At 66.9% G+C, this 19,200-nt stretch carries 17 protein-coding genes and 1 tRNA gene; 9 read left to right on the forward strand and 9 right to left on the reverse strand.

Annotated elements, in window-relative coordinates; all coding sequences use genetic code 11:
• Window positions 1-96 precede the first annotated feature (96 nt).
• A complete protein-coding gene (locus JOE57_RS10055) occupies window positions 97-1,428 on the forward strand; it encodes an enolase C-terminal domain-like protein (protein ID WP_239578911.1) in 1,332 nt (443 codons plus the stop codon).
• 451 nt (window positions 1,429-1,879) lie between these two features.
• Here JOE57_RS10055 and JOE57_RS10060 read toward each other — a convergent pair whose 3' ends face one another.
• On the reverse strand, window positions 1,880-3,736 hold the full coding sequence (locus tag JOE57_RS10060) for a phosphoenolpyruvate carboxykinase (GTP) (RefSeq protein WP_204917615.1): 1,857 nt from the start codon (window positions 3,734-3,736) through the stop codon (window positions 1,880-1,882).
• A gap of 183 nt (window positions 3,737-3,919) precedes the next feature.
• Here JOE57_RS10060 and JOE57_RS10065 point away from each other — a divergent pair, with 183 nt between their 5' ends.
• Complete coding sequence (locus tag JOE57_RS10065; protein WP_204917617.1) at window positions 3,920-4,432, forward strand: DinB family protein; 513 nt, start codon at window positions 3,920-3,922, stop codon at window positions 4,430-4,432.
• A 42-nt stretch (window positions 4,433-4,474) separates the two neighbouring features.
• Here the strand turns inward: JOE57_RS10065 and JOE57_RS10070 are convergent, their stop codons facing one another.
• Window positions 4,475-4,705, reverse strand: a complete 231-nt coding sequence (locus tag JOE57_RS10070) for a hypothetical protein (protein WP_204917619.1) — start codon at window positions 4,703-4,705, stop codon at window positions 4,475-4,477.
• Window positions 4,702-5,910 carry an inorganic phosphate transporter gene (locus JOE57_RS10075; protein WP_204917620.1) on the reverse strand — a complete coding sequence of 403 codons (1,209 nt, stop codon included), beginning with the start codon at window positions 5,908-5,910 and terminating at the stop codon, window positions 4,702-4,704. Before JOE57_RS10075 ends, JOE57_RS10070 begins: the two co-directional genes overlap by 4 nt.
• Before the next feature lie 224 nt (window positions 5,911-6,134).
• Between JOE57_RS10075 and JOE57_RS10080 the strand changes: the two genes are divergently transcribed.
• Window positions 6,135-6,210 (forward strand) — tRNA-Arg (locus JOE57_RS10080).
• A 93-nt stretch (window positions 6,211-6,303) separates the two neighbouring features.
• Here JOE57_RS10080 and JOE57_RS10085 read toward each other — a convergent pair.
• From JOE57_RS10085 to JOE57_RS10095, 3 genes are all read right to left on the reverse strand, one after another.
• Window positions 6,304-6,939, reverse strand: a complete 636-nt coding sequence (locus tag JOE57_RS10085) for a dihydrofolate reductase family protein (RefSeq protein WP_204917622.1) — start codon at window positions 6,937-6,939, stop codon at window positions 6,304-6,306.
• A 141-nt stretch (window positions 6,940-7,080) separates the two neighbouring features.
• Complete coding sequence (locus JOE57_RS19175; protein ID WP_204917624.1) at window positions 7,081-10,089, reverse strand: alkaline phosphatase family protein; 3,009 nt, start codon at window positions 10,087-10,089, stop codon at window positions 7,081-7,083.
• A 436-nt stretch (window positions 10,090-10,525) separates the two neighbouring features.
• Window positions 10,526-11,740, reverse strand: a complete 1,215-nt coding sequence (locus JOE57_RS10095; RefSeq protein ID WP_204917626.1) for a hypothetical protein — start codon at window positions 11,738-11,740, stop codon at window positions 10,526-10,528.
• 212 nt (window positions 11,741-11,952) lie between these two features.
• Here JOE57_RS10095 and JOE57_RS10100 point away from each other — a divergent pair, with 212 nt between their 5' ends.
• The 4 genes from JOE57_RS10100 (at window position 11,953) to JOE57_RS10115 (ending at window position 15,302) form a co-directional block, all read left to right on the forward strand.
• The gene (locus JOE57_RS10100) at window positions 11,953-12,639 is read left to right on the forward strand and encodes a maleylpyruvate isomerase family mycothiol-dependent enzyme (protein WP_239578912.1); all 687 of its coding nucleotides are present in this window, start codon (window positions 11,953-11,955) and stop codon (window positions 12,637-12,639) included.
• 104 nt (window positions 12,640-12,743) lie between these two features.
• A complete protein-coding gene (locus tag JOE57_RS10105; RefSeq protein ID WP_204917628.1) occupies window positions 12,744-13,070 on the forward strand; it encodes a YciI family protein in 327 nt (108 codons plus the stop codon).
• Window positions 13,071-13,100: 30 nt separating this feature from the next.
• Window positions 13,101-14,345, forward strand: coding sequence for an RNA polymerase sigma factor (locus JOE57_RS10110; RefSeq protein WP_338041248.1), 1,245 nt, complete (start codon window positions 13,101-13,103; stop codon window positions 14,343-14,345).
• Window positions 14,346-14,456: 111 nt separating this feature from the next.
• Complete coding sequence (locus tag JOE57_RS10115) at window positions 14,457-15,302, forward strand: NAD-dependent epimerase/dehydratase family protein (RefSeq protein ID WP_204917629.1); 846 nt, start codon at window positions 14,457-14,459, stop codon at window positions 15,300-15,302.
• A 78-nt stretch (window positions 15,303-15,380) separates the two neighbouring features.
• Here JOE57_RS10115 and JOE57_RS10120 read toward each other — a convergent pair whose 3' ends face one another.
• A complete protein-coding gene (locus JOE57_RS10120; RefSeq protein WP_204917631.1) occupies window positions 15,381-15,968 on the reverse strand; it encodes an AAA family ATPase in 588 nt (195 codons plus the stop codon).
• A gap of 38 nt (window positions 15,969-16,006) precedes the next feature.
• Window positions 16,007-16,249, reverse strand: coding sequence for a hypothetical protein (locus JOE57_RS10125; RefSeq protein ID WP_204917633.1), 243 nt, complete (start codon window positions 16,247-16,249; stop codon window positions 16,007-16,009).
• 373 nt (window positions 16,250-16,622) lie between these two features.
• Here JOE57_RS10125 and JOE57_RS10130 point away from each other — a divergent pair, with 373 nt between their 5' ends.
• Together JOE57_RS10130 and JOE57_RS10135 are read left to right on the forward strand one after the other, a co-directional pair.
• Entirely contained in the window at window positions 16,623-17,372 is a 750-nt protein-coding gene (locus tag JOE57_RS10130; protein ID WP_204917635.1) for a methyltransferase domain-containing protein, read from the forward strand.
• 89 nt (window positions 17,373-17,461) lie between these two features.
• Window positions 17,462-18,352 carry a GNAT family N-acetyltransferase gene (locus tag JOE57_RS10135; protein WP_204917637.1) on the forward strand — a complete coding sequence of 297 codons (891 nt, stop codon included), beginning with the start codon at window positions 17,462-17,464 and terminating at the stop codon, window positions 18,350-18,352.
• A 12-nt stretch (window positions 18,353-18,364) separates the two neighbouring features.
• On the opposite strand, the gene JOE57_RS10140 is transcribed toward JOE57_RS10135, so the two are convergent.
• Window positions 18,365-19,096 (reverse strand): methyltransferase domain-containing protein, encoded by a 732-nt coding sequence (locus tag JOE57_RS10140; RefSeq protein WP_204917639.1) that lies wholly within the window; start codon window positions 19,094-19,096, stop codon window positions 18,365-18,367.
• Between the last annotated feature and the right edge of the window lie 104 nt (window positions 19,097-19,200).

Genomic DNA, 19,200 nt, shown 5'->3' on the forward strand with positions numbered 1-19,200 from the left:
TGTGAGAGATTAAGCGCAACGATTTCTCGATTCATCGGATGCATGAGTCGACAGGGCTAGTCTGATGGTTCAACGCCGACCCCCAGGCAGACAGGAATGACCCACGTGTCCCAGATCATCAACGCGACCGTGACCGACGTCAGGTTCCCGACCTCGTTGGAGTTGGACGGCTCCGACGCGGTCAACGTCGACCCCGACTACTCGGCCGCCTACCTTCATCTGCAGACCGATGAAGGACCGGATGGGCATGCCCTCGTCTTCACGGGCGGCCGGGGCAACGAGGTGGTCGCCGCCGCCATCGAGTCGGCGGTCCGGCTGTTGCCGAACGAAGACCTGGAGACCATGCTCGGCCACCTGGGCTACGTCTCGGACCGGCTGGTACACGACTCGCAGTTCCGCTGGATCGGCCCCGAGAAGGGTGCCTCGCACATGGCGGCGGGCGCCGTGGTCAACGCGCTCTGGGACATCAAGGCGAAGCGCGCCGGCCTGCCGCTGTGGGAGTTGTTGGCGCGGATGGCGCCGGAGGAACTGGTCGAGGCGGTTGACTTCTCCCACCTGCGGGACGCCATCACTGAGGACGAGGCCTTGGCGATCTTCACCGATGGCCAGCAGGGCAAGGAGGAGCGCATCGCCGAGCTGAAGGAGCACGGCTTCCCCGCGTACACCACCTCCGCCGGGTGGCTGGGCTACTCGGACGAGAAGATGCAGCGACTCGCACGGGAGGCCGTCGACGAAGGCTTCGGGCTGATCAAGCTCAAGGTGGGTGGTTCGCTTGAGGACGACGTGCGCCGGATGAAGCTCGCCCGCGAAACCGTCGGACCGGACGTGCCGATCGCGATCGACGCCAACCAGAAGTGGGAGGTGCACGAGGCGGCCGACTGGATCAACGCGCTCGCACCTTTCGACGTGTATTGGGTGGAGGAGCCGACCAGCCCGGACGATGTGCTGGGCCACGCCCGCATCCGCGGGGAGATCGCTCCGATCAAGGTGGCGACCGGCGAGGCGGTACAGAACCGGATCATCTTCAAGCAGCTGCTGCAGGCCGAGGCGATCGACATCATGCAGATCGACTCGACCCGGGTTGCCGGGCCGAACGAGAACCTCGCCAACATGCTGCTGGCCAAGAAGTTCGGCATCCCGGTCTGCCCGCACGCCGGTGGCGTCGGCCTGTGCGAGCTGGTGGTGCACTTCTCCTTCGTGGACTACGCGATCATCTCGACCAGCCAGGAGGGGCGGGTGATCGAGTTCGTCGACCACCTGCACGAGCACTTCGTGTCGCCGGTGAGTGTGGTCAACGGCCGCTACCGGGCGCCCACCGCCCCCGGCAACGGCGCCGAGATGTTCCCGGCCTCGGTGCAACAGTGGGCCTACCCGCAAGGGCAGGGGTGGCTCGACCTGTTCGAGTCCGGCGCCTTCCAGCGTCCCTGAAGGTGCGGCCGTGAGCCGGTGGCAGGCCGCGCCCTGAGGCTGACGAAGGGGGTGCCCTGCAAGGAATCGACCACTCGTTGGGGATGTTGCATCGCCGCAAGGCTGAGCCGTCCGGCCCGGGCCTGATGACTGGTCGTTTTCTTGCATCCGAACCTCCGGCCGCTGTGCGGCTGCAGGCTCGGGCTGGCCGTTGGTCGGTGCAAGTCCCTCACCAGGCGCCGGTCCCGGTCGAAAACTCGGCAGAACGCGACTTCTGCAGCCCCCAAGAGCCGATCCCAGCCCAGATCTCGACAGAACGCGAGTTGTGGTTCTACATCGTCAGCCCTTCGACGGTCCCAGGCCGCGTGGTCGGCCCTTCGACAAGCTCAGGGTGCGTGGGGTCGCCCTTCGACAAGCTCAGGGTGCGTGGGGTCGCCCGTCGACAAGCTCAGGGCGTCGGAGCCGCGTGGGCTCAATCCTCGTCCAGACGTGACTTGAGGAGGTCGAGCTCGGTGAGCAGCTCGGTCGGGATCCGCTCACCGATCAGGTCGAACCACTCCTCGATCAGGGGCACCTCGGTGCGCCATTCGTCGGCGTCGAAGGCCACGGCCGCTTCGACCTCGGCCGGGGTGAGGTGCAGACCCGCCACGTCCAGGGAGCCGGCGGCCGGGACCAGGCCGACGGGGGTGTCGACCGCGTCGGCCGTTCCCTCCATCCGCTCGATCGCCCATTTGAGCACCCGGCCGTTCTCGCCGAAGCCGGGCCAGAGGAAGGTGCCGTCGGCTTTCTTGCGGAACCAGTTGACGTAGAAGATCTGCGGCAGTCTCCCGGAGTGCTGCTTGCCGAGCTCGAGCCAGTGGCTGAAGTAGTCGGCCACGTTGTAGCCGAGGAAGGGCAGCATGGCCATCGGATCCCGGCGCACCACCCCGACCTTGCCGGTGGCCGCTGCGGTGGTCTCGCTGGACAGCGTGGCCCCCAGGAAGACGCCATGCGCCCAGTCCCGCGCCTCGGCCACCAGCGGGACCGTGGTGGCCCGTCGACCGCCGAAGAGGATGGCGTCGATCGGCACCCCGGTCGGGCTGTCGAAGTCCTCGGACAGGATGGGGCACTGCTTGATCGGGGTGCAGAACCGGCTGTTCGGGTGGGCGGCGGGCTCCCGGGGCGTGCCGCCCGCGGGTCCCTGGTCGGGCGTCCAGTAGCGACCCATCCAGTCGGTCAGCTGGCTTGGTGGCCGTGGCGTCTGCCCCTCCCACCACACGTCGCCGTCGTTGGTCAGGGCAACGTTGGTGAACAGCGAGTTGCCTCGTTCGATGGTCCGCATCGCGTTGGGGTTGGTGTGCCAGCCGGTGCCGGGGGCGACCCCGAAGAAGCCGTACTCCGGGTTCACCGCATACAGCCGCCCGTCGGAGCCGAACCGCATCCACGCGATGTCGTCGCCCAGCGTCTCCACCTGCCAGCCGGGGATGGTGGGCTCCAGCATCGCCAGGTTCGTCTTGCCGCAGGCGCTGGGGAAGGCGGCCACCAGGTGATAGGTCTTCCCCGCCGGTGAGGTCAGTTTCAAGATGAGCATGTGCTCGGCCAGCCAGCCCTCGTCCCGGGCGATCGCGCTGGCGATCCGCAGCGAGTAGCACTTCTTGCCGAGCAGGGAGTTGCCGCCATAGCCGGAGCCGTAGCTCCAGATCATCCGCTCCTCGGGGAAGTGGCTGATGTACTTGGTCTCGTTGCAGGGCCATGGCAAGTCAGGCTCGCCGGGCTCGAGTGGGTGACCCACCGAGTGCAGGCAGGGGACGAACGGCGCATCGCCGCCGGCGCTCATCGCCGCCAGGACGTCGGAACCCATCCGCGTCATGATGCCCATGCTGATGGCGACGTAGGCGGAGTCGGTGATCTCCACTCCGAACATCGGCTGATCGGCGTCGAGCGGACCCATGCAGAAGGGAAGGACATACATCGTCCGGCCGCGCATCGAGCCTCGGTAAAGCTCGGTCATGGTGGCCTTCATCTCCTCCGGCGCCACCCAGTTGTTGGTCGGGCCGGAGTCCGCCTCGTCGCGGGAGCAGATGAACGTGCGGTCCTCGACGCGCGCGACGTCGGTGGGATCCGTACGGGTATAGAACGAGTTCGGCTTGACGGCCGGGTTGAGCCGGATCAGGGTGCCCGCTCGTACCAGTTCGCCGGTGAGTTCCTCCCACTCCGCGGCAGAGCCGTCACACCACCGGATGGCGGCAGGCCGGGTCAGCTCGGCGACCTCGCGCACCCAGGCCAGCAGCCGCGAGTGGGTCGTGGGCAGTGGGGCGGTAACCAGCGGGGGCCGGACAAGAGTGGTCATGAGGCGACTCCAATAGGACCAGTAGCGATAGTGGTATGACCATAGCCCACCACCACTACTGGTCTTATCCAAACCAGTCCAGTTTCTGGTGTGAGGCTGCTCACAGCGAGTCACGAGCCGGCTGCGGGGACGGAATGCCGACCCCGTGCGGCGATGTTGCGTCTCTGAGCCGAAAGGAACCCCATGACCACACAGACAGCCTTCGACGAGCAGTCCGAACTCCTGGAGATGCTCGCCGAGCAGCGCGAGACCCTGCTGATCACGCTGCGTGACGTGACCGAGGAACAGGCCGCGTCCCGCAGCACGGTGAGTGACCTGACGCTGGGCGGGGTGGTGAAGCACCTGGCCCGCACGGAGCGGGTGTGGACCCATGTGATGACCGAACAGCCCGGTGATCCGGAAGGGATGTTCGACTTCGAGCAGTACTACCTGACCGAGGGTGACACGCTGGCGGGCCTGCTGGCGGAGTATGCGGAGGCGATCAGGACCACCGACGCGGCTGTCGCGTCCCTGCCGGACCTCGAGCGGCGGGTGCCACTACCCGAGGCGCCCTGGTCTCCGCCGGAGACGCAGTACTGGACCACCCGACGGATCCTGCTGCATCTGCTGAGAGAGACGGCGCACCACTCCGGCCATGCCGACATCATCCGCGAGTCGTTGGACGGGGCGAACACCACTCGGCGGCTGGGGACGTAACCAGGTCCCGCGGGCAGCGGGTACGGGGCGTACCCGCTCGCGTCAGTGGAACTGGGGAACGATCAGGTAGATGCCGAACAGCACCAGCAGGCCGGCCAGCGCGATGAAGGTGTAGCCGAACCCGAGGACAGCGGCCGAGGTCTCGCCCTGGTTGGCCCGAAGCCGGGCCGCTGAGACGAAGCGGACGCCGAGGGAGAGCAGCAGCACGAAGAGCACGGTCGAGACGACGGAGACGGCCGAGACGACGCCGAGAGCGGTCCAGTCGATCTTCACAGCTGCTCCTTCGCGGTGGTCGACTTGGCGCGCTTGTCGGCGTCGCCGAACCGCGGGTCGTTGGCGAAGCTCTTCGCCGCGGCGGAGGCCAGCACCATCACCTCGTGGCTGTCGGTGACGTTGTGGCGGCTGATGACGTGCTTGCGGGAGACGGCCCAGATGGCCACGCAGGCGACGACCAGGAGGACGAGCAGGGCGATCACGCCGCCGATGCCGAGGCCGGAGAGCAGGGCAGCCAGGCCGGCGACCAGCCCCGCACCCGGAAGGGTGAGCAGCCACGCGTACAGCATCCTGCGGGCGACGCTCCAGCGGACCTCGGCGCCCTTGCGACCGATCCCGGAGCCGAGGATGCTGCCTGTGCTGACGTGGGTGGTGGAGAGGCCGAAGCCGAGGTGGGACGAGGCCAGGATGGTGGCGGTCGAGGCCGCGCCGGCGGCTGAGCCCTGGGGAGTCTCGATCTCGACGATGCCCTTGCCCATGGTGCGCATGATCCGCCAGCCACCCGAGTAGGTGCCCAGCCCGATCGCGAGTCCTGCGGCCAGGATCACCCACCACTGCGGCCCGGTCTGGGCCGGCTGCAGTCCGGCGGCGATCAGTACCAGCGTGATCACGCCCATCGTCTTCTGGCCGTCGGAGGTGCCGTGCGCCAGCGAGACGAGCGAGGCGGTGAAGGCCTGGCCGTACTTGAAGCCGGTCTCGCTGTGGGAGCTGGGCGTCTTGCGGGTGACCCGATAGGCCAACCGGGTGGCCAGTGCCGCGGCGATGCCCGCGACCACCGGGGCGATCAGGGCCGGCAGCAGTACCTTCGACATCACCACCGAGACGTTGACCGAGGAGAACCCGGCGCCCACGATCACGGCCCCGATGAGGCCACCGAACAGGGCGTGGGACGAGCTGGACGGGAGGCCCAGCAGCCAGGTCAGCAGGTTCCAGACGATGGCGCCGACCAGGCCCGCCAGGATGATGGGCGCGGTGATCAGGGCCTCGTCGAAGAATCCGTTGGAGATGGTCTTGGCGACCTCGGTGGACAGACAGGCGCCCACGAGGTTGAGCACGGCGGCGATGATGACCGCGGTGCGGGGCTTGAGGGCACCGGTGGCGACCGGACCCGCCATCGCGTTGGCGCTGTCGTGGAAGCCGTTGGTGAAGTCGAAGACCAGCGCCACCAGGATGACGGCGATCACGACGAACAACAGGGTGGTCACAAGGTTCCCTAATCCTCAGGCCGAGACACACAGATGTCGGGCAACACCTGCGACAGACGCTATCGTTTACGCCCCTTGAACAATAGGTGAACGCGCATTCCTGTCAAACTGGCCGTACCAGTTCGGTCGTGGTCTGGTCAAGGACTGGCGCGGGTGCTGAGGCGGATTGGTCCATCGCCCTCCTAGTCGCTAGACTTTCACGTCGTTGCTCGAAAGAGCGGCACGCACCCGTAGCTCAACGGATAGAGCATCTGACTACGGATCAGAAGGTTGGGAGTTCGAATCTCTCCGGGTGCGCCAGCGATTTCCCAGCTGAGTCCGCCCGTTGCGGCCCTCAACCAAGGGCTTTTCTTCCACCACTGCCCTCCCGTCAGGACCTGCAGTCGGGTCGCGTCACGGGGCGACCCTCCGCGTGAACGTCAGGTGGGTGACGCCGCTGGGCGACGAGACCGCCTCGACGTCGTACGCATCCTCGAGGGCCTCCAAGCCGTCCCAGATCCGGACGCCACGGCCAAGCACGATCGGGACCTGGACCAGGTGCATGTGGTCGACGAGCCCGGCCGCGAGGAAGTCCCGTACGACGCTCGGTCCGCCGCCGATCCGGACGTCCAGGCCATTGGCTGCCTCGCGGGCGGTATCGAGAGCCTCCGCTGGGGCGGCGTTGAGGAAGTGGAACGTGGTGCCGCCCTCCATCTCGATCGAGGGCCGCGGATGGTGAGTGAGCACGAAGGTCGGGGTGTGAAACGGCGGGTTCGGCCCCCACCAGCCCTTCCACTCCCGGTCGTCCTGCCAGCCGGGCGGACCGAACTTGTGGGCCCCCATGATCTCGGCGCCGATGCCCTGACTGTGACGCTCGGCGAAGGCGTCGTCGACCCCCGCGGTTCCACTCGCGTCCCAGAATCGCGTACCGAACATCCACTGATGGAGACGCTGGCCCGCATGGCCGAACGGCGCTTCGGCCGACTGAGGCTCACCGGTGGCGAAGCCGTCGAGGGAGATGGACAAGTTGTGGATCCGGGTGAGTGACATCCGCGCGCTCCTCCAATGGTGGGTTGCCGTGTAGCAGCGAAGTACGGCGACGGTACCGGCTGCTGCGCGTTTCCACCACCGTCCAGCGGCGTCTACCCATCCGTGGATCCGGGTCCACCAGAGCTCTTGCTGCCGCGCGGGCTATCCGCCCGACGCCGCAACCCGGCGGGCCTGTGCATAGAGCGCCTCCTGCCTGCGCTCGTAGTCCTTGACAGCCTGAGGGTGCTCGGCGAGTCGGCGGGACTCGTTGTACAGGCGGTCCAGGACACCAAGTTGCGCAGTCGCATTGTCATAGCCCTCATCGGTCAGCTCGGCGGTCAGGTCCCAGATCCGCTGAGCAACGGCCGGCACCGGCTTCTCTGCCGGATAGGCCGAGTCGCTCACCGGAGTGAACGGCGTGTAATCGGGCTTGGTCGTGAACCAGTCGAGCAGATCGTTGGCGAGAAGGTCGCCGTAGCCCATCGCCGGCAGATTGAGGATCTCCTCGATCGTCTTGGGGATGGACACGGTCGACGACAGCCGGTGAATGACCGTCTCGTGCTTGACGTACGGAGAGATCACCATCGAATACGTGCGGTGCGGGGATACATGGTCGGGGGAACTCTGCCCGTCGTCCTCGGCGAGAAACACCGCAGTCCGCGGCCAGATGGCGGAGTGGGTGAGATAGTCCAGAATCTGGCCGAGAGCCTTATCGTTGTCGATCACTTCCTGGTCGGGTCGACAGCTGACCGTGCCCGTGGAGCATCCCCCGGTGTGGTCACCGGGCAGCCACACGTAGGTGAACTGAGGGGCCCGCCCCTGGTCGATCAGGGCCTGGAAGTCGGTGATGAATTCCCGTGCGCGCCGCTGGTCGCTGATCCGCAGGTTCCAGCCTGGGTAGTGCTCATCAAGGTGGCCGCCGAGCACCTTCAGCGCGGGCAGGGTCTCGCTGTACAGCCCACCGAGGCCGACCGTCGGGGAGGTGGTGTCCTGGATGTTGTTGTAGGTGGTGTTGGAGCAGCCAAGTTTGGGGTCATCGGCGCAGTAGTCGCTGAAGGAGCCCTCGTCGTAACCGCTGATCCGGATGCTGTCGCCGTAGTCTCTGAATGACCGCTTGCCTCGAGCCATGGCGTTGAAGAGGTAGCCGCGGAGCGGGTAGTCCTCCGGATCCTGGTTCTTGATATTGGTCAGAGGCCGTGCCCCGCGCTCGAGTTGCGTCTTCTGCTGGAAATCGGTCGACGTGGCGGCGAGCGCAAAGGAATGGCCAGCATTGCTCTCTTCTGCATCTGCATAGACATTGTCGCCTACAGCGAACTGCTCAGCGAGCTTACGGGTATTGGGCACATCGGCGGCGTAGCGTGCATATTCGCCCCCGCCGCCGTTGGCGCCGCGTGCGTTGAGAATCGCGTCGTCACCGAGATAGGTGTCATACGTCTTGTTCTCTCGCAGGATATAGACGACGTGGGTGATCTTGTGCTGCAGCGTGCTCAGCAAGTGTCGGTCCGGTTTCCGCTGAACCGCCGTGTTCGCATAGACCCGATGGGTCGAGCGCTTGAGGTCAAGCGCCGTGAGATCCACTTTCTGCACTGACCCGAACATCCAGTTGACTTCCCTGGTGACGCCGTTGACGGGGCCCTGGAACCCGTAAGGGGAACCAGCACCCTTGGCATTGGTGATGAACAGCGACGCACCGTCCGCCGAAACGGTGACACCCGTGGGGTACCACCCCGTTGGAATGCGTCCCAGGAAACGCGGCTTCTGTGCCCGCCGGTAAAGGTCGTAAACTGCGACGGAATTGAGACCGGCCTCGGCCACATAGAGGCGACGCTGATCAGGGCTGACCGCGAGCGCATTGGGTTGCAGGCCGAAGACCACATGTTCCCGTTGATCCAACGACGAGACGTCTCCGACGGTCGGGGCGGGAAGCGCAACCTTGCGCACGACCCGCTCGCTGTCGGGATCGATGACTGCGATCCGGTCCTCGTTGGTGTCCGTCACATAGAGCGCGCTTGGACGTCCGTGACCGCCCCTCGCCAGCGCAAGTGCGGAGGGATGAGTTCCACCCACGATGTGCACGCCGTCGATCGGCCGGGCCAGGCTCAGCGACCCCTGCGCCACCGGTGTGCCGCTGTTGAGGGACAGCACCGAGAGGCTGGAGCTCTTCTCGGGATCGGTGACCGGATTGGCAAACAGGTTGGTCGATCCACCGCCGATGTACGGCGTGCCATGGTGCACCTGCCGTTTGCTCGCATTGGTCGTGCCTTCACCGTCGGCAAAGGAGCGTTGCGTCAAGCCCCAGTTGCTGACAAAGAGCTTGTCTCGGTACAGCTGGGCGGCGTACGGGAAATAACCGACGGGGACCGGAGTTCCTGCGACCGGTGGCGCCGAGGTGAGGTCGATCGGCGTCACGCTGTTGCCGTTGTTGTTGACGACGTACAGGGTTCGCGCGTCCTTTGAGAGTGTCAGCCAGCCGGGGGCCGCCATGCCGTAGGTGGCCTGCGTCTTGTCGTTCGGTACCGGGACGGGGATCTGGGTCGGTGTGCCGAGCGTTCCGTCCGCCTGCATCGGGTAGCGGTACACCACGTCGGCGACGCCGCCGGCCGCGTACAGCGTGTAGCCGTCTGCCGTGGGCACGATGACAAGCCCCAGGAACAGACCCGCAACACCGTCGCCGTTGGTGCGCCCGTTGAACGTCGAACCCGGATTGGCGGGAGCCAGCCGCTTCGGGACCGGAACGGAGGCCACCAGGGTCATATCCGCCGTCCGGATCACGCCCAGGGTGTACAGGCCCCTCGAGACATCGCTGCCCGGCTTCGTGTCGGTGGGCACCACGGACCTGGCAATGTCGGTGGTGTTGCGCTCGTCGTCATTGCTCGTGACCAGGTAGCGGCCATCCGGGGTCAAGGCGCTGTTCAGTGGGTTCTGGCCCACCTGCACGCTGATCCCGGCCGGGGTGACCCGGCGCCCATTCGGCAGAGTGGCGTCAAACGAGCTGGGGCTGTCCGGGCCGGCCACTACGCCGGCGCCGGCCGGTGCGCCGAAACGGGCCAGGTAGGCACCAGCGGCATTTCGCGACTCGGGAGCTGGCCGAGCAACCGCGGCCGGGGAAATGCCGGCAACCAAGCCGAAGCCCATCAGGCAGATGGTGATGCGGATGATGCGAGTTCTCACGGAATCCTCCTGCAATGTGTGCCAGGGCCCGGGAGCCGTCCCGGGGCGGCGCGAATCAGACGTTACGAGGCTGGTCGGTGGCTTGGACCGCCGATCGTCATACTCCTTACCGCGATCGAGTCGGAGTCGACAAAGCGGCTCACAATGCAGCAGGTGGGGGCGCAGGCATGAGGTGCGCTGAGGGTTTCCGCTCCTCGTTCATTCTCGAATGTGATGACATCTGAGAGGGGCGCAGCGATGATCAATGGCGGACTGTAAGCCCGCAGAAATTCAAGGCGCAACCGGTGCCGTACTCCGGTCATATTCAGGACGATGGCACCGGACCAGGGGAGTGTCAAGAAGTGTCCGATATCGAATTTGACGAGTCACTCGCTATCTGGGGACAACGTCAACTGAGTGGCCCACGGTCAACCGTATCCACGAGGACATCGCCCACTCACAACGCCAAGGCTGAAGTGAGGAGGTAGTGGGCGCTACACCAGCTCATGACGATGCTGCCCAAGGTCAGGGCGGTGATCGCACCAATGCGGGGGACCCGCAGCCGGATCAACGGGATGAGCAGGACGAACGCCGGCAGCAGCTGTCGCGCGTAGACGTTCTGGTACGTGACGTGAGTCAGGCTCATGACGAGAAGGACGGCGGCATAGACGCTGGCGAAGGCGAGCTTGCGGTCGAACAGGATGAGGCAGAACAACAGCAGATACACGATCGAGACGGCGATGTTCAGCGGTATGGATGATCCCGGCCCCGCATTGAACAGCCCCTGCGCGACGCCATGCACATATCCCGCGATGCTGGCGGTCTGCTGACCCCACTGGCCCTGGACGGTGAAGTAACCGAACACCTCACCGGTCCGGATCCCGACGTAGACCATGAACCCGCCCAGTCCCAGCGTCGACACGACTGCACCCACGAATGCACGAACCGGGAAGGGCTCAGCGCTGTTCGGCGCGGCACGCCCACGCGGTGTCGGCTCGTCGCCGGATCGTGCTCGACGCAGCGCGAGCCACCGTCCGAGCTCCACCAGGAAGTACACCCCGACCATGGCGATCACCGCGACGGCAGACGGGCGCAAGAGGCCGGCGACGAGCGCGCAGACACCCGCCCAGACCGGACGCCGGCGGATCAGGCAAAACAGCGCCGCGGCCGCTGCGGCGGTAAACAGGCCCTCTGGGTAACCCATGGTGAGCGCCAGCGAGGCCGGTGCCATCCCCCACAGCGCGGACAGTGCGATGCCGGCCCAGCGCCCGTACAGGGCGTTCCCGACGGCGAAGATCGCCCACACCGCCAGCAGCCCGCCGAACCACGACACGGCCAGCAGGGCCTGGCTCGGAGAGAGCGGGCCGATGTCGTCGATGCCGCGTACGAGCCACGGATAGAGCGGGAAGAACGCGAGGTTGCTCACCCGTGGTCGACCATCGGGAAAGAGGTTGGGGTAGACGTAGCCGCCCTCTGCGAGCCCCAGGTACCACCCGGCGTCCCACCGGGTGACCAGCCAACGCAGCCCGCCGGCTTGGTGGTACACGAACGCGACCGTGAGCAGCCGCTGCGTGAGGAAAATCAGGAACACCGGCCACGCCAGCCGGAGATGACGCCCGATAGTGCCGAACTGACGCGCGGCGGTGCGCCCCACCGTTCCTGGCACCTGCACCGCCCTTCCTCGGTTTGGAGTCCCCGAGTGTATCGATCGGCGATGGCGTCGCGCCCGCAGTTCGCTACGCCGCCGCCAGTGCCGCGCTCACTCTTCTGCGGAGGCCACTGCACGCTCGGCCGCCACCGTGTCGCGGGTAGGGGTGTCCTTCTGCGACGTTCCCGTTCGTCGGTGGGGTGACTGTACTTCCAGAGAGAGAAGAGTGTGACCAGATGCAGCACAGCAACAGCACGCGCCGACCCAGGCCTCGCCCGGGTCGAGCCGATCGGGTGATGGCCGGAGCCGCCAAGGCTGAAGTCGCGGCCGAACGTCGTGAACTGGCCGATCTTCTCGCGGGTCTGAGTGCGGACGATTGGGACCTGCCCACGCTGTGCTCGGGGTGGCGCGTGCGGGAGGTGGTCGCACACGTGACCATGCCGTACCGCCAGTCAGCCCCCCGATTCGTGTGGGAGATGGTCAAGTCACGGGGCAACTTCAACGCGATGGCCGACAGATGCGCTCGGTGTGACGCCGCCAGGTTGTCGACGAGCGAGCTCCTGCATGACGTCCGGGCTCACGCCGAGGACGGGTGGAAGCCACCGGGAGGCGGCTACCAGGGAGCCCTGACGCACGAGGTGGTACACGGACTCGACTGGACGACCGCGCTGGGGATCCCACGCGACATCTCGGAACAGCGCTTGCACATGGTGCTCGACAATCTGAGCAGCCCCCGACCCAGGAAGTTCTTCGGCGTCGACCTGAGCGACGTCCAGCTGCGAGCGACGGATATAGATTGGTCCCTGGGCTCGGGGACAGCGGTGCTGGGGGCCGCCCAGGACCTCCTCCTCGTCCTCTGTGGTCGCCAACTTCCCGTCGGTCGGCTTTCGGGCCCGATCAGCGCGCGCTTCACAGCCCCTTGAGCCCGGCAACCGCCGTCCTTGTCTCACAGCCACCACTCCTGAGGAAGTCTGATGACCCCCACCATGAACCTCACCCATCCGGTCCGGCAGGGAAAGGAACCCCGATGAAGTACATGCTGTTGCTGTGCGCCGAACCGGAGGTGGCCGAACAGCACCTCGAGGAGGGGTGCGGGAGCTGGACCGAGGACATGCGGCGCCGTCGCATTCTGGAGAGCAGCACCGGCTTGCGGCCGCCCAGCGACGCCACCACGGTGCGGGCGCGGGATCACCAGGTGTTGCTTGGCGACGGACCCTTCGCGGAGACCAAGGAGCAGATCGGTGGGGTGTGCGTGATCGACTGCGCCGATCTGGACGAGGCCATCGCGGTGGCCTCCCAACATCCTGTTGCGCGCTACGGGACGATCGAGATCCGCCCCCTTTACACCCCATGATCGCGTGTCATCCGTGAGTCGGTACCTCCCGTGACCGGGCAGGTGGAGGCAGCCGCGGTCCGCGCCTTCGCCGAAGAGCGGACCCAGATCGTCGCGACCCTGATTCGCATCACCGGCAACTGGGACCTCGCCGAGGACTGCACCCAGGACGCCTTCGCCCAGGCACTGCAGGTCTGGTCGCGGGATGGGATACCGGCGCGACCAGGGGCCTGGCTGACGACGACGGCACGCAACCGTGCTGTGGACCTCCTCCGGCGGCAGGCGGTTGGTTCGGGAAAGCTCCGAGAGGTGGCCCTGTTGACCGAGCGCACCAGCGCGGAGGAGGACCCCGATCTCCCCGACGACCAGCTGAGGCTCATCTTCACCTGCTGCCACCCGGCGCTGGCCCTGGAGTCGCAGGTCGCCCTCGCCCTGCGCACCCTCGCCGGGTTGTCGACGGCCGAGATCGCCAAGGCGTTTCTGGTGGCCGAGCCGACGATGGCCAAGCGACTTGTACGGGCGCGACAGAAGATCCGACACGCCGGGATCCCCTACCAGGTACCGCCCAGCCACCTGCTGCCCGAACGCCTGCCCGGAGTCCTGTCCGTTCTCTACCTGGTGTTCAACGAAGGCTATGCGGCTACGGCAGGTGCACTGCTGACGCGCCGCGACCTCAGTGACGAGGCGATCAGGCTTGCGAGACTCCTGGTCGGCCTGATGCCCCACGAGCCCGAAGCGCAGGGTCTGCTGGCCCTCATGTTGCTGCACGACGCCCGGCGGGTCACCCGGGTCGACGAACGCGGCGAGCTCGTGACGCTCCAAGACCAGGACCGCAGCCGGTGGAACCAGACCCAGATCGTCGAGGCCACTGGGGTCCTGGACGCGGCGCTTCGCCAGGCGCGGCCCGGCCCATACCAGGTGCAGGCCGCGATCGCGGCGTGTCATGCGACGGCCGCCGTCGCGGACGACACGGACTGGTCGCAGATTGCGGCCCTCTACGGACGGCTGGCGGAGTTCGTCCCGTCCCCGGTAGTCGAGCTCAACCGTGCGGTGGCCGTGAGCATGGCCGAGGGCCCCGGAGCCGGCCTCGAGCTGGTCGATGCGCTGCGGTCCTCGCCAGAGCTCGCCGGCTACCACCTGTTGCCCGCCACCCGCGCTGACCTGCTGCACCGGTTGGGGCGAAGCGCGGAGGCTGCCGCGGCCTATGGCGAGGCTTTGGAACTTGCCCCGAGCGACACCGAACGGCGATACCTCCAACGGCGGCTGGGGACGGTTACGCCGTCCTCCTCCTGCTAGCGTGACGGTGCGTACTCACTCGTCCGTGCGCACCCCTGGTCTGGGGAGGCCGCCGTGCCTGGCGGCCGCGACACACCGCTGGACGTATCGACGGAGAGGAAGTCTGCACAGATGCGAGTCGTCGTAACAGGAGGGACCGGACGAGCCGGGCAGTGGGTTGTTCGTCAGTTGGCTGAGGCGGGTCACGAGGTGGTGAACTTCGATGTCGCTCGTCGACCGGAATTGGAGCTTCCGGGAGAGTTCTGCCGGGTGGAGCTCGCAGATGCGGGCAGGGTCTACGACGCGCTGTTTCAGTTCCGCCCCGAGGGCATCTGTCATCTCGCCGCGAATCCTGCTCCGAGTGGCCAAGCGCAGATTGACGTCTTCAACAACAACGTGCTGAGCGCCTACAACATCATGCAGGCGGCTGGTGATCTCGGGGTGTCGCGGGTTGTCTATGCCTCGAGTGAGATGGCGACCGGACTGCTGACGGAGGGCAAAGTCCCCTCGCAGATCCCCTTCAATGAAGCCGAACGCTACCCCTCGCCGAATGCGTACGCCCTGAGCAAGTACATGAGCGAGGTGATCGCGGACTCGCTCGCGGTCCGCTACCCGCAGACGGCCTGGGTGGGCCTGCGTATCAACAACGTCATCCCGCCCGATGACTACGACCGGTTCGCCGACGAGTGGGAGGACCCGGGACGCAGCAAGGGGAACTTCTGGAGCTACATCGACGCCCGTGATGTGGGGACCGCGTACCGTGCCGCGTTGGAAGGGACGAGCACCGGTCACGAGGTGTGCCTGATCGCGGCCGCCGATACCCGGGCGAAGCGCGGGCTGCGTGAGCTGATGGCCGAGTTCTACGACGGCTACGACCGCTTCGCCCCCGACTTCGACGATTCAAGGTCGGCTTTCGACTGTACGAAGATGCAGACCTTGTTCGGTTGGACTCCGAGCTACAGCTGGCGCGACCAGTAGGACACCTCGGCCCGATCGTGCGACACTCCAGAGTGTGTCGTAGCCGATATCGCGGACGCGGGAGGCCCTTCGACAGGCTCAGGGCGCGGGAGACCCTTCGACCGGCTCAGCCCTGTCCCCGGACTGCAGTAGTGCTTGCGTCAGCGACGCGTAGGTCTCTTCCACCGCCTCAGGCGCACTGCGCACGACCACGGCCGATGGTCGAGACTGCAGGATCTCCAGCAGCTGGTCATACATGGCAGCGAGCATCACCTGTCCTCCCTGGACCTCAACGAGCCAGTGGTTGTGCCTACCCCAAGCGCTGTCGTCCTTACGCGTGTCAAAGCGCGCGATCGATTCCGCCTTCTCGGCAAGGAGCACGACCTCGCGAAAATCGGCGCCTTGGTCGCGAGCCGTCTTTTCGAAGGCATCGATCTCTTCGAGACGAGCCAGATACTGGGGGAGGATGACGTTGCGTCCGCCGCCGAGATGAGTCGATGCCATCGCCAAAGCGATCGGTCGCAGGACTTCGTGCGTGTGGTTGTCCGGATCCCGCCAGCCACCCACCAAGCCGTGCAGGCTGTCGATGTCCAGGTTGAGCGTGCCGGGATGTCTTTCCGCATAGAGAGCCGCGAGCGTGGATTTCCCGATTCCCGGAGGCCCATTGAGGTGAATGAGCGAAGTCACTGGCCGACGCTAGCATCGCCCGACGAGAACGGCCGCATTCACTCGTGGTACTTCCTGCCCTTGGGGATGGTGAGGGCGATCGAGATGATGGCGATGAGGGCCAGCATCAGGGTGAGCATGAAGGTCACCAGCCCGGCCTGGCGAACGGCCGCGTCGGTCGACCGAGTGGTGTAGCAGGCCTGGCCGATGCCGAAGAGGGTGTAGGCAATCACGGCGAGGACCGTGTACGGACCGACAAGGATGTTGGTCGGCCTCAGGGGAACTGAGCTCCGGGTGGGCATGCAGGTTCTCGTAGAGCTCTTCCTGCCAGCCTCGGGTGGTCTCGAGAGCGGCCAAGACTTCTTGGCTTCGCGTCATGGCGCGCCTCCCCTCAACAAGGCCATCTTCGCGGCGGACGGCCCTCCTGAGCAGGGCCCATGGCCCGATCTCACCGGACTTGCGGCCCTGCCGGAGGGACCGTCGCGGCCGTGCAGACCGTACGCACCCCGTGCAGCCCCTGGAGGGCCTGCATGGAACGGCGAGCGTCTGCACGGTTGCCTCGCATCGCAGGCCGGCGGCTCGGTCCTGCTCGTGTTCGACGTGAGCAGTGCCGAGGCTCTTGCGACCCTCGAGTGTGAGCCGGCCATGGCGCTGAAGGGGACTAGGCTGCGCCGAGTGCCGGATCCCATGCACTTCGATGCGCACGCGGAGATCTACGACCGCGCCAGACCGCCGTATCCGGACGCACTGTGGATCCGACTGCAGGAGCAGGGCTGGCTGCGCCGCGGGACACGGGTGATCGAACTCGGCGCCGGCACCGGACAGGCGACCGGACCGATGCTGCAGGCCGGCGCCGCGGTCACCGTGGTCGAACCCGGTGAGGCCCTGGCCGACCGGCTGCGCCGGCGTTGGCCCGAAGCTGCGGTGCACGTCGCCACCGCGGAGTCCATGCCCGTGCCGCCGGCGACGTTCGATCTCGCGGTCGCGGCGACTGCGGTGCACTGGTTCGACCTCGACGTCGTGCTGCCGAAGCTTCATCGCGCGTTGGTGCCCGGTGGCCACTTCGCCGTCTGGCGAACGGTGTTCGGCGACCCCTCGGTGCCGGTCAGCCCGTTCCGCGAGCGGGTTGCGGCCATCACCGCGCGCCGTGGGGGCGAGCCGCCGCGACGCGGCCCTGGCGAGCTCGCTACCGAGGGTTGGGCGGCGCAGCTGACCGAGAGCGGGCACTTCGTCACCATCCACATCGAGGAGTTCCACTGGACGGTCGAGTTCCGGACCGATCAGATCCGCGATCTGTTCACCACGTTCAGCAACTGGAGCGCCGCTGAGGTCGAGGAGGCTGCGCAGGCAGCGGACCAGTTCGGAGGGCGTGTGGTCGAGCACTACCTCACCCCGCTGATCGTGCTCGAGCGTGCCGCAGGGTGACTTCCCCCGTGCTGGCCAGCCCTTGACCGTCGGGCTCACCGCTGTGCCCACGAGTGGCTGATGCGGGTCCGACCACGTAGCGTCACCGCATGGAGCTGACCTTCTTCGACCAGCCCGGTTCCTTCCTGGAGCGTGCCGGGGACTACCTGGCAGCCGACCCGCTGATCAACACCGTGGTCGCCAGTGTGACCAGTCGACTCCGCACCGACTGGGCCGAGGGAGTGCCCCGCGACCCGCACGTGCCCTACTGGTGGCTGGTCGTCACCGACGACTCCGGCCAGATCGTCGGTGCCGGGATGCGGTCGGCACCCGCGCCGCCCTACCCGATGTATCTGCTGCCGATGCCGGACGAGGCCGCCGTCCAAGTGGCTCGTCAGCTCCACGCGACAGGGGAGTGGAGCCCGGCCGCCAACGGCGCGCTGCCCGCCGTCCGGCTCTGTATGGATGAGCTCGGCCGGCTGGCCGGCGGCACGCCCCGGACTTCGGAGCACACCCGGCTCTTCGAGCTCGGCGAGCTGATCATGCCCGACCCGGTGCCGGGCCGGCTGCGGCTGGTCAGCGTCGGCGAGGCGGACCTGGCGGTTCGCTGGGTGAACGCGTTCAGGGCCGCCGCCGACGAGCAGTCTGGCCGGCAGCCGCGGAGCGGAGACCTGGGAACGGAGGATCTCGAAAGCATGCTGCGCCGGATCGAGCAGCGGCGGATCTGGTTCTGGGAGGACGGCGAGGGTCGGCCGGTGCACCTGACCGGTGCCAACGCGCCGGCGTTCGGGGTGGCCCGGATCGGTCCGGTGTTCACACCGAAAGCACACCGTGGCCACGGGTACGCCAGTGCCGCCGTCGCCGCGGTGTCCCGGCACCTGCTCGGCCAGGGAGCCCGGGTCTGCCTCTTCACCGACCAGGCCAACCCCGTGTCCAACCGGATCTACCAGGCCCTGGGGTTCCGCCCGGTCGCCGATATGGCCAACCTCGTCATCGGCTGACTTGGTCCTGGCTCACGCCCGTCCAGGGCCGTAGGTGGAGACATGGCGAACGCTGTCGGCGGTGAACGGCTCGCGCTGCCACCCGCCCCAGCGATCGCGGAGCTCCAGACCGGCCAGCCGGGCCATCAGGTCCAGCTCGGACGGCCAGGCCAGCCGGCAGGAGATGGGCCTCAACTGCACGCCAGCAGCGTCGAGACGGACATGGCTCTCGTCGAGGATCTGGGTGACCGGGTCATAACGGCAGACGTCGAGGGTGACGAAATCCAGCTCCACGTCTTCGGCGTTGACGTAGCTGTTGCTGGCTGTCCAGGCGCTGGGGACCGCAGCCTCAACAAGGAACAGGCCGTCCTCGTCGAGGTGGCGGGCGGCGTTCTGGAAGCACCGGACCTGGTCGTCCTGGGTCAGCAGGTTGAAGATGGTATTGAAGATCAGGAAAACCAGACAGTAGCGACGACCGGTCCCCACGGTGGTCATATCTCCCATCCGGACGTCGATCCTGTCTCCGCCGGGTCGGCTGCGCAGGATGTCGATCATGTCCGGTGACAGCTCGATGCCGTCAACGGCGACTCCCGCGGCCGCCAACGGGAGGGCGATGCGACCGGACCCGATCGCCAGCTCCAGTGCTCGGCCTCGGGCCAGCTCTGCCAGCAGCTGAACGGTCTCCCGCTCGTCTCCTCGTGGGCTGTCGTCGTTGTGACGCGCGGCGTCGCCGAGGAAGCTCTTGGCCGGGTCGAAGTTCTTCACCCGGTCAGCCTCACCGGTGGTCCGGCGTCAGGCAAGCCCTTTTCGTCTGCGGCTCGCCGTGTCGTCGAGCCCGCTCCCCGCAGGCTCTTGGCAGGACCATTCCG

This window comes from Microlunatus panaciterrae, from assembly GCF_016907535.1.
Classification (GTDB): domain Bacteria; phylum Actinomycetota; class Actinomycetes; order Propionibacteriales; family Propionibacteriaceae; genus Microlunatus; species Microlunatus panaciterrae.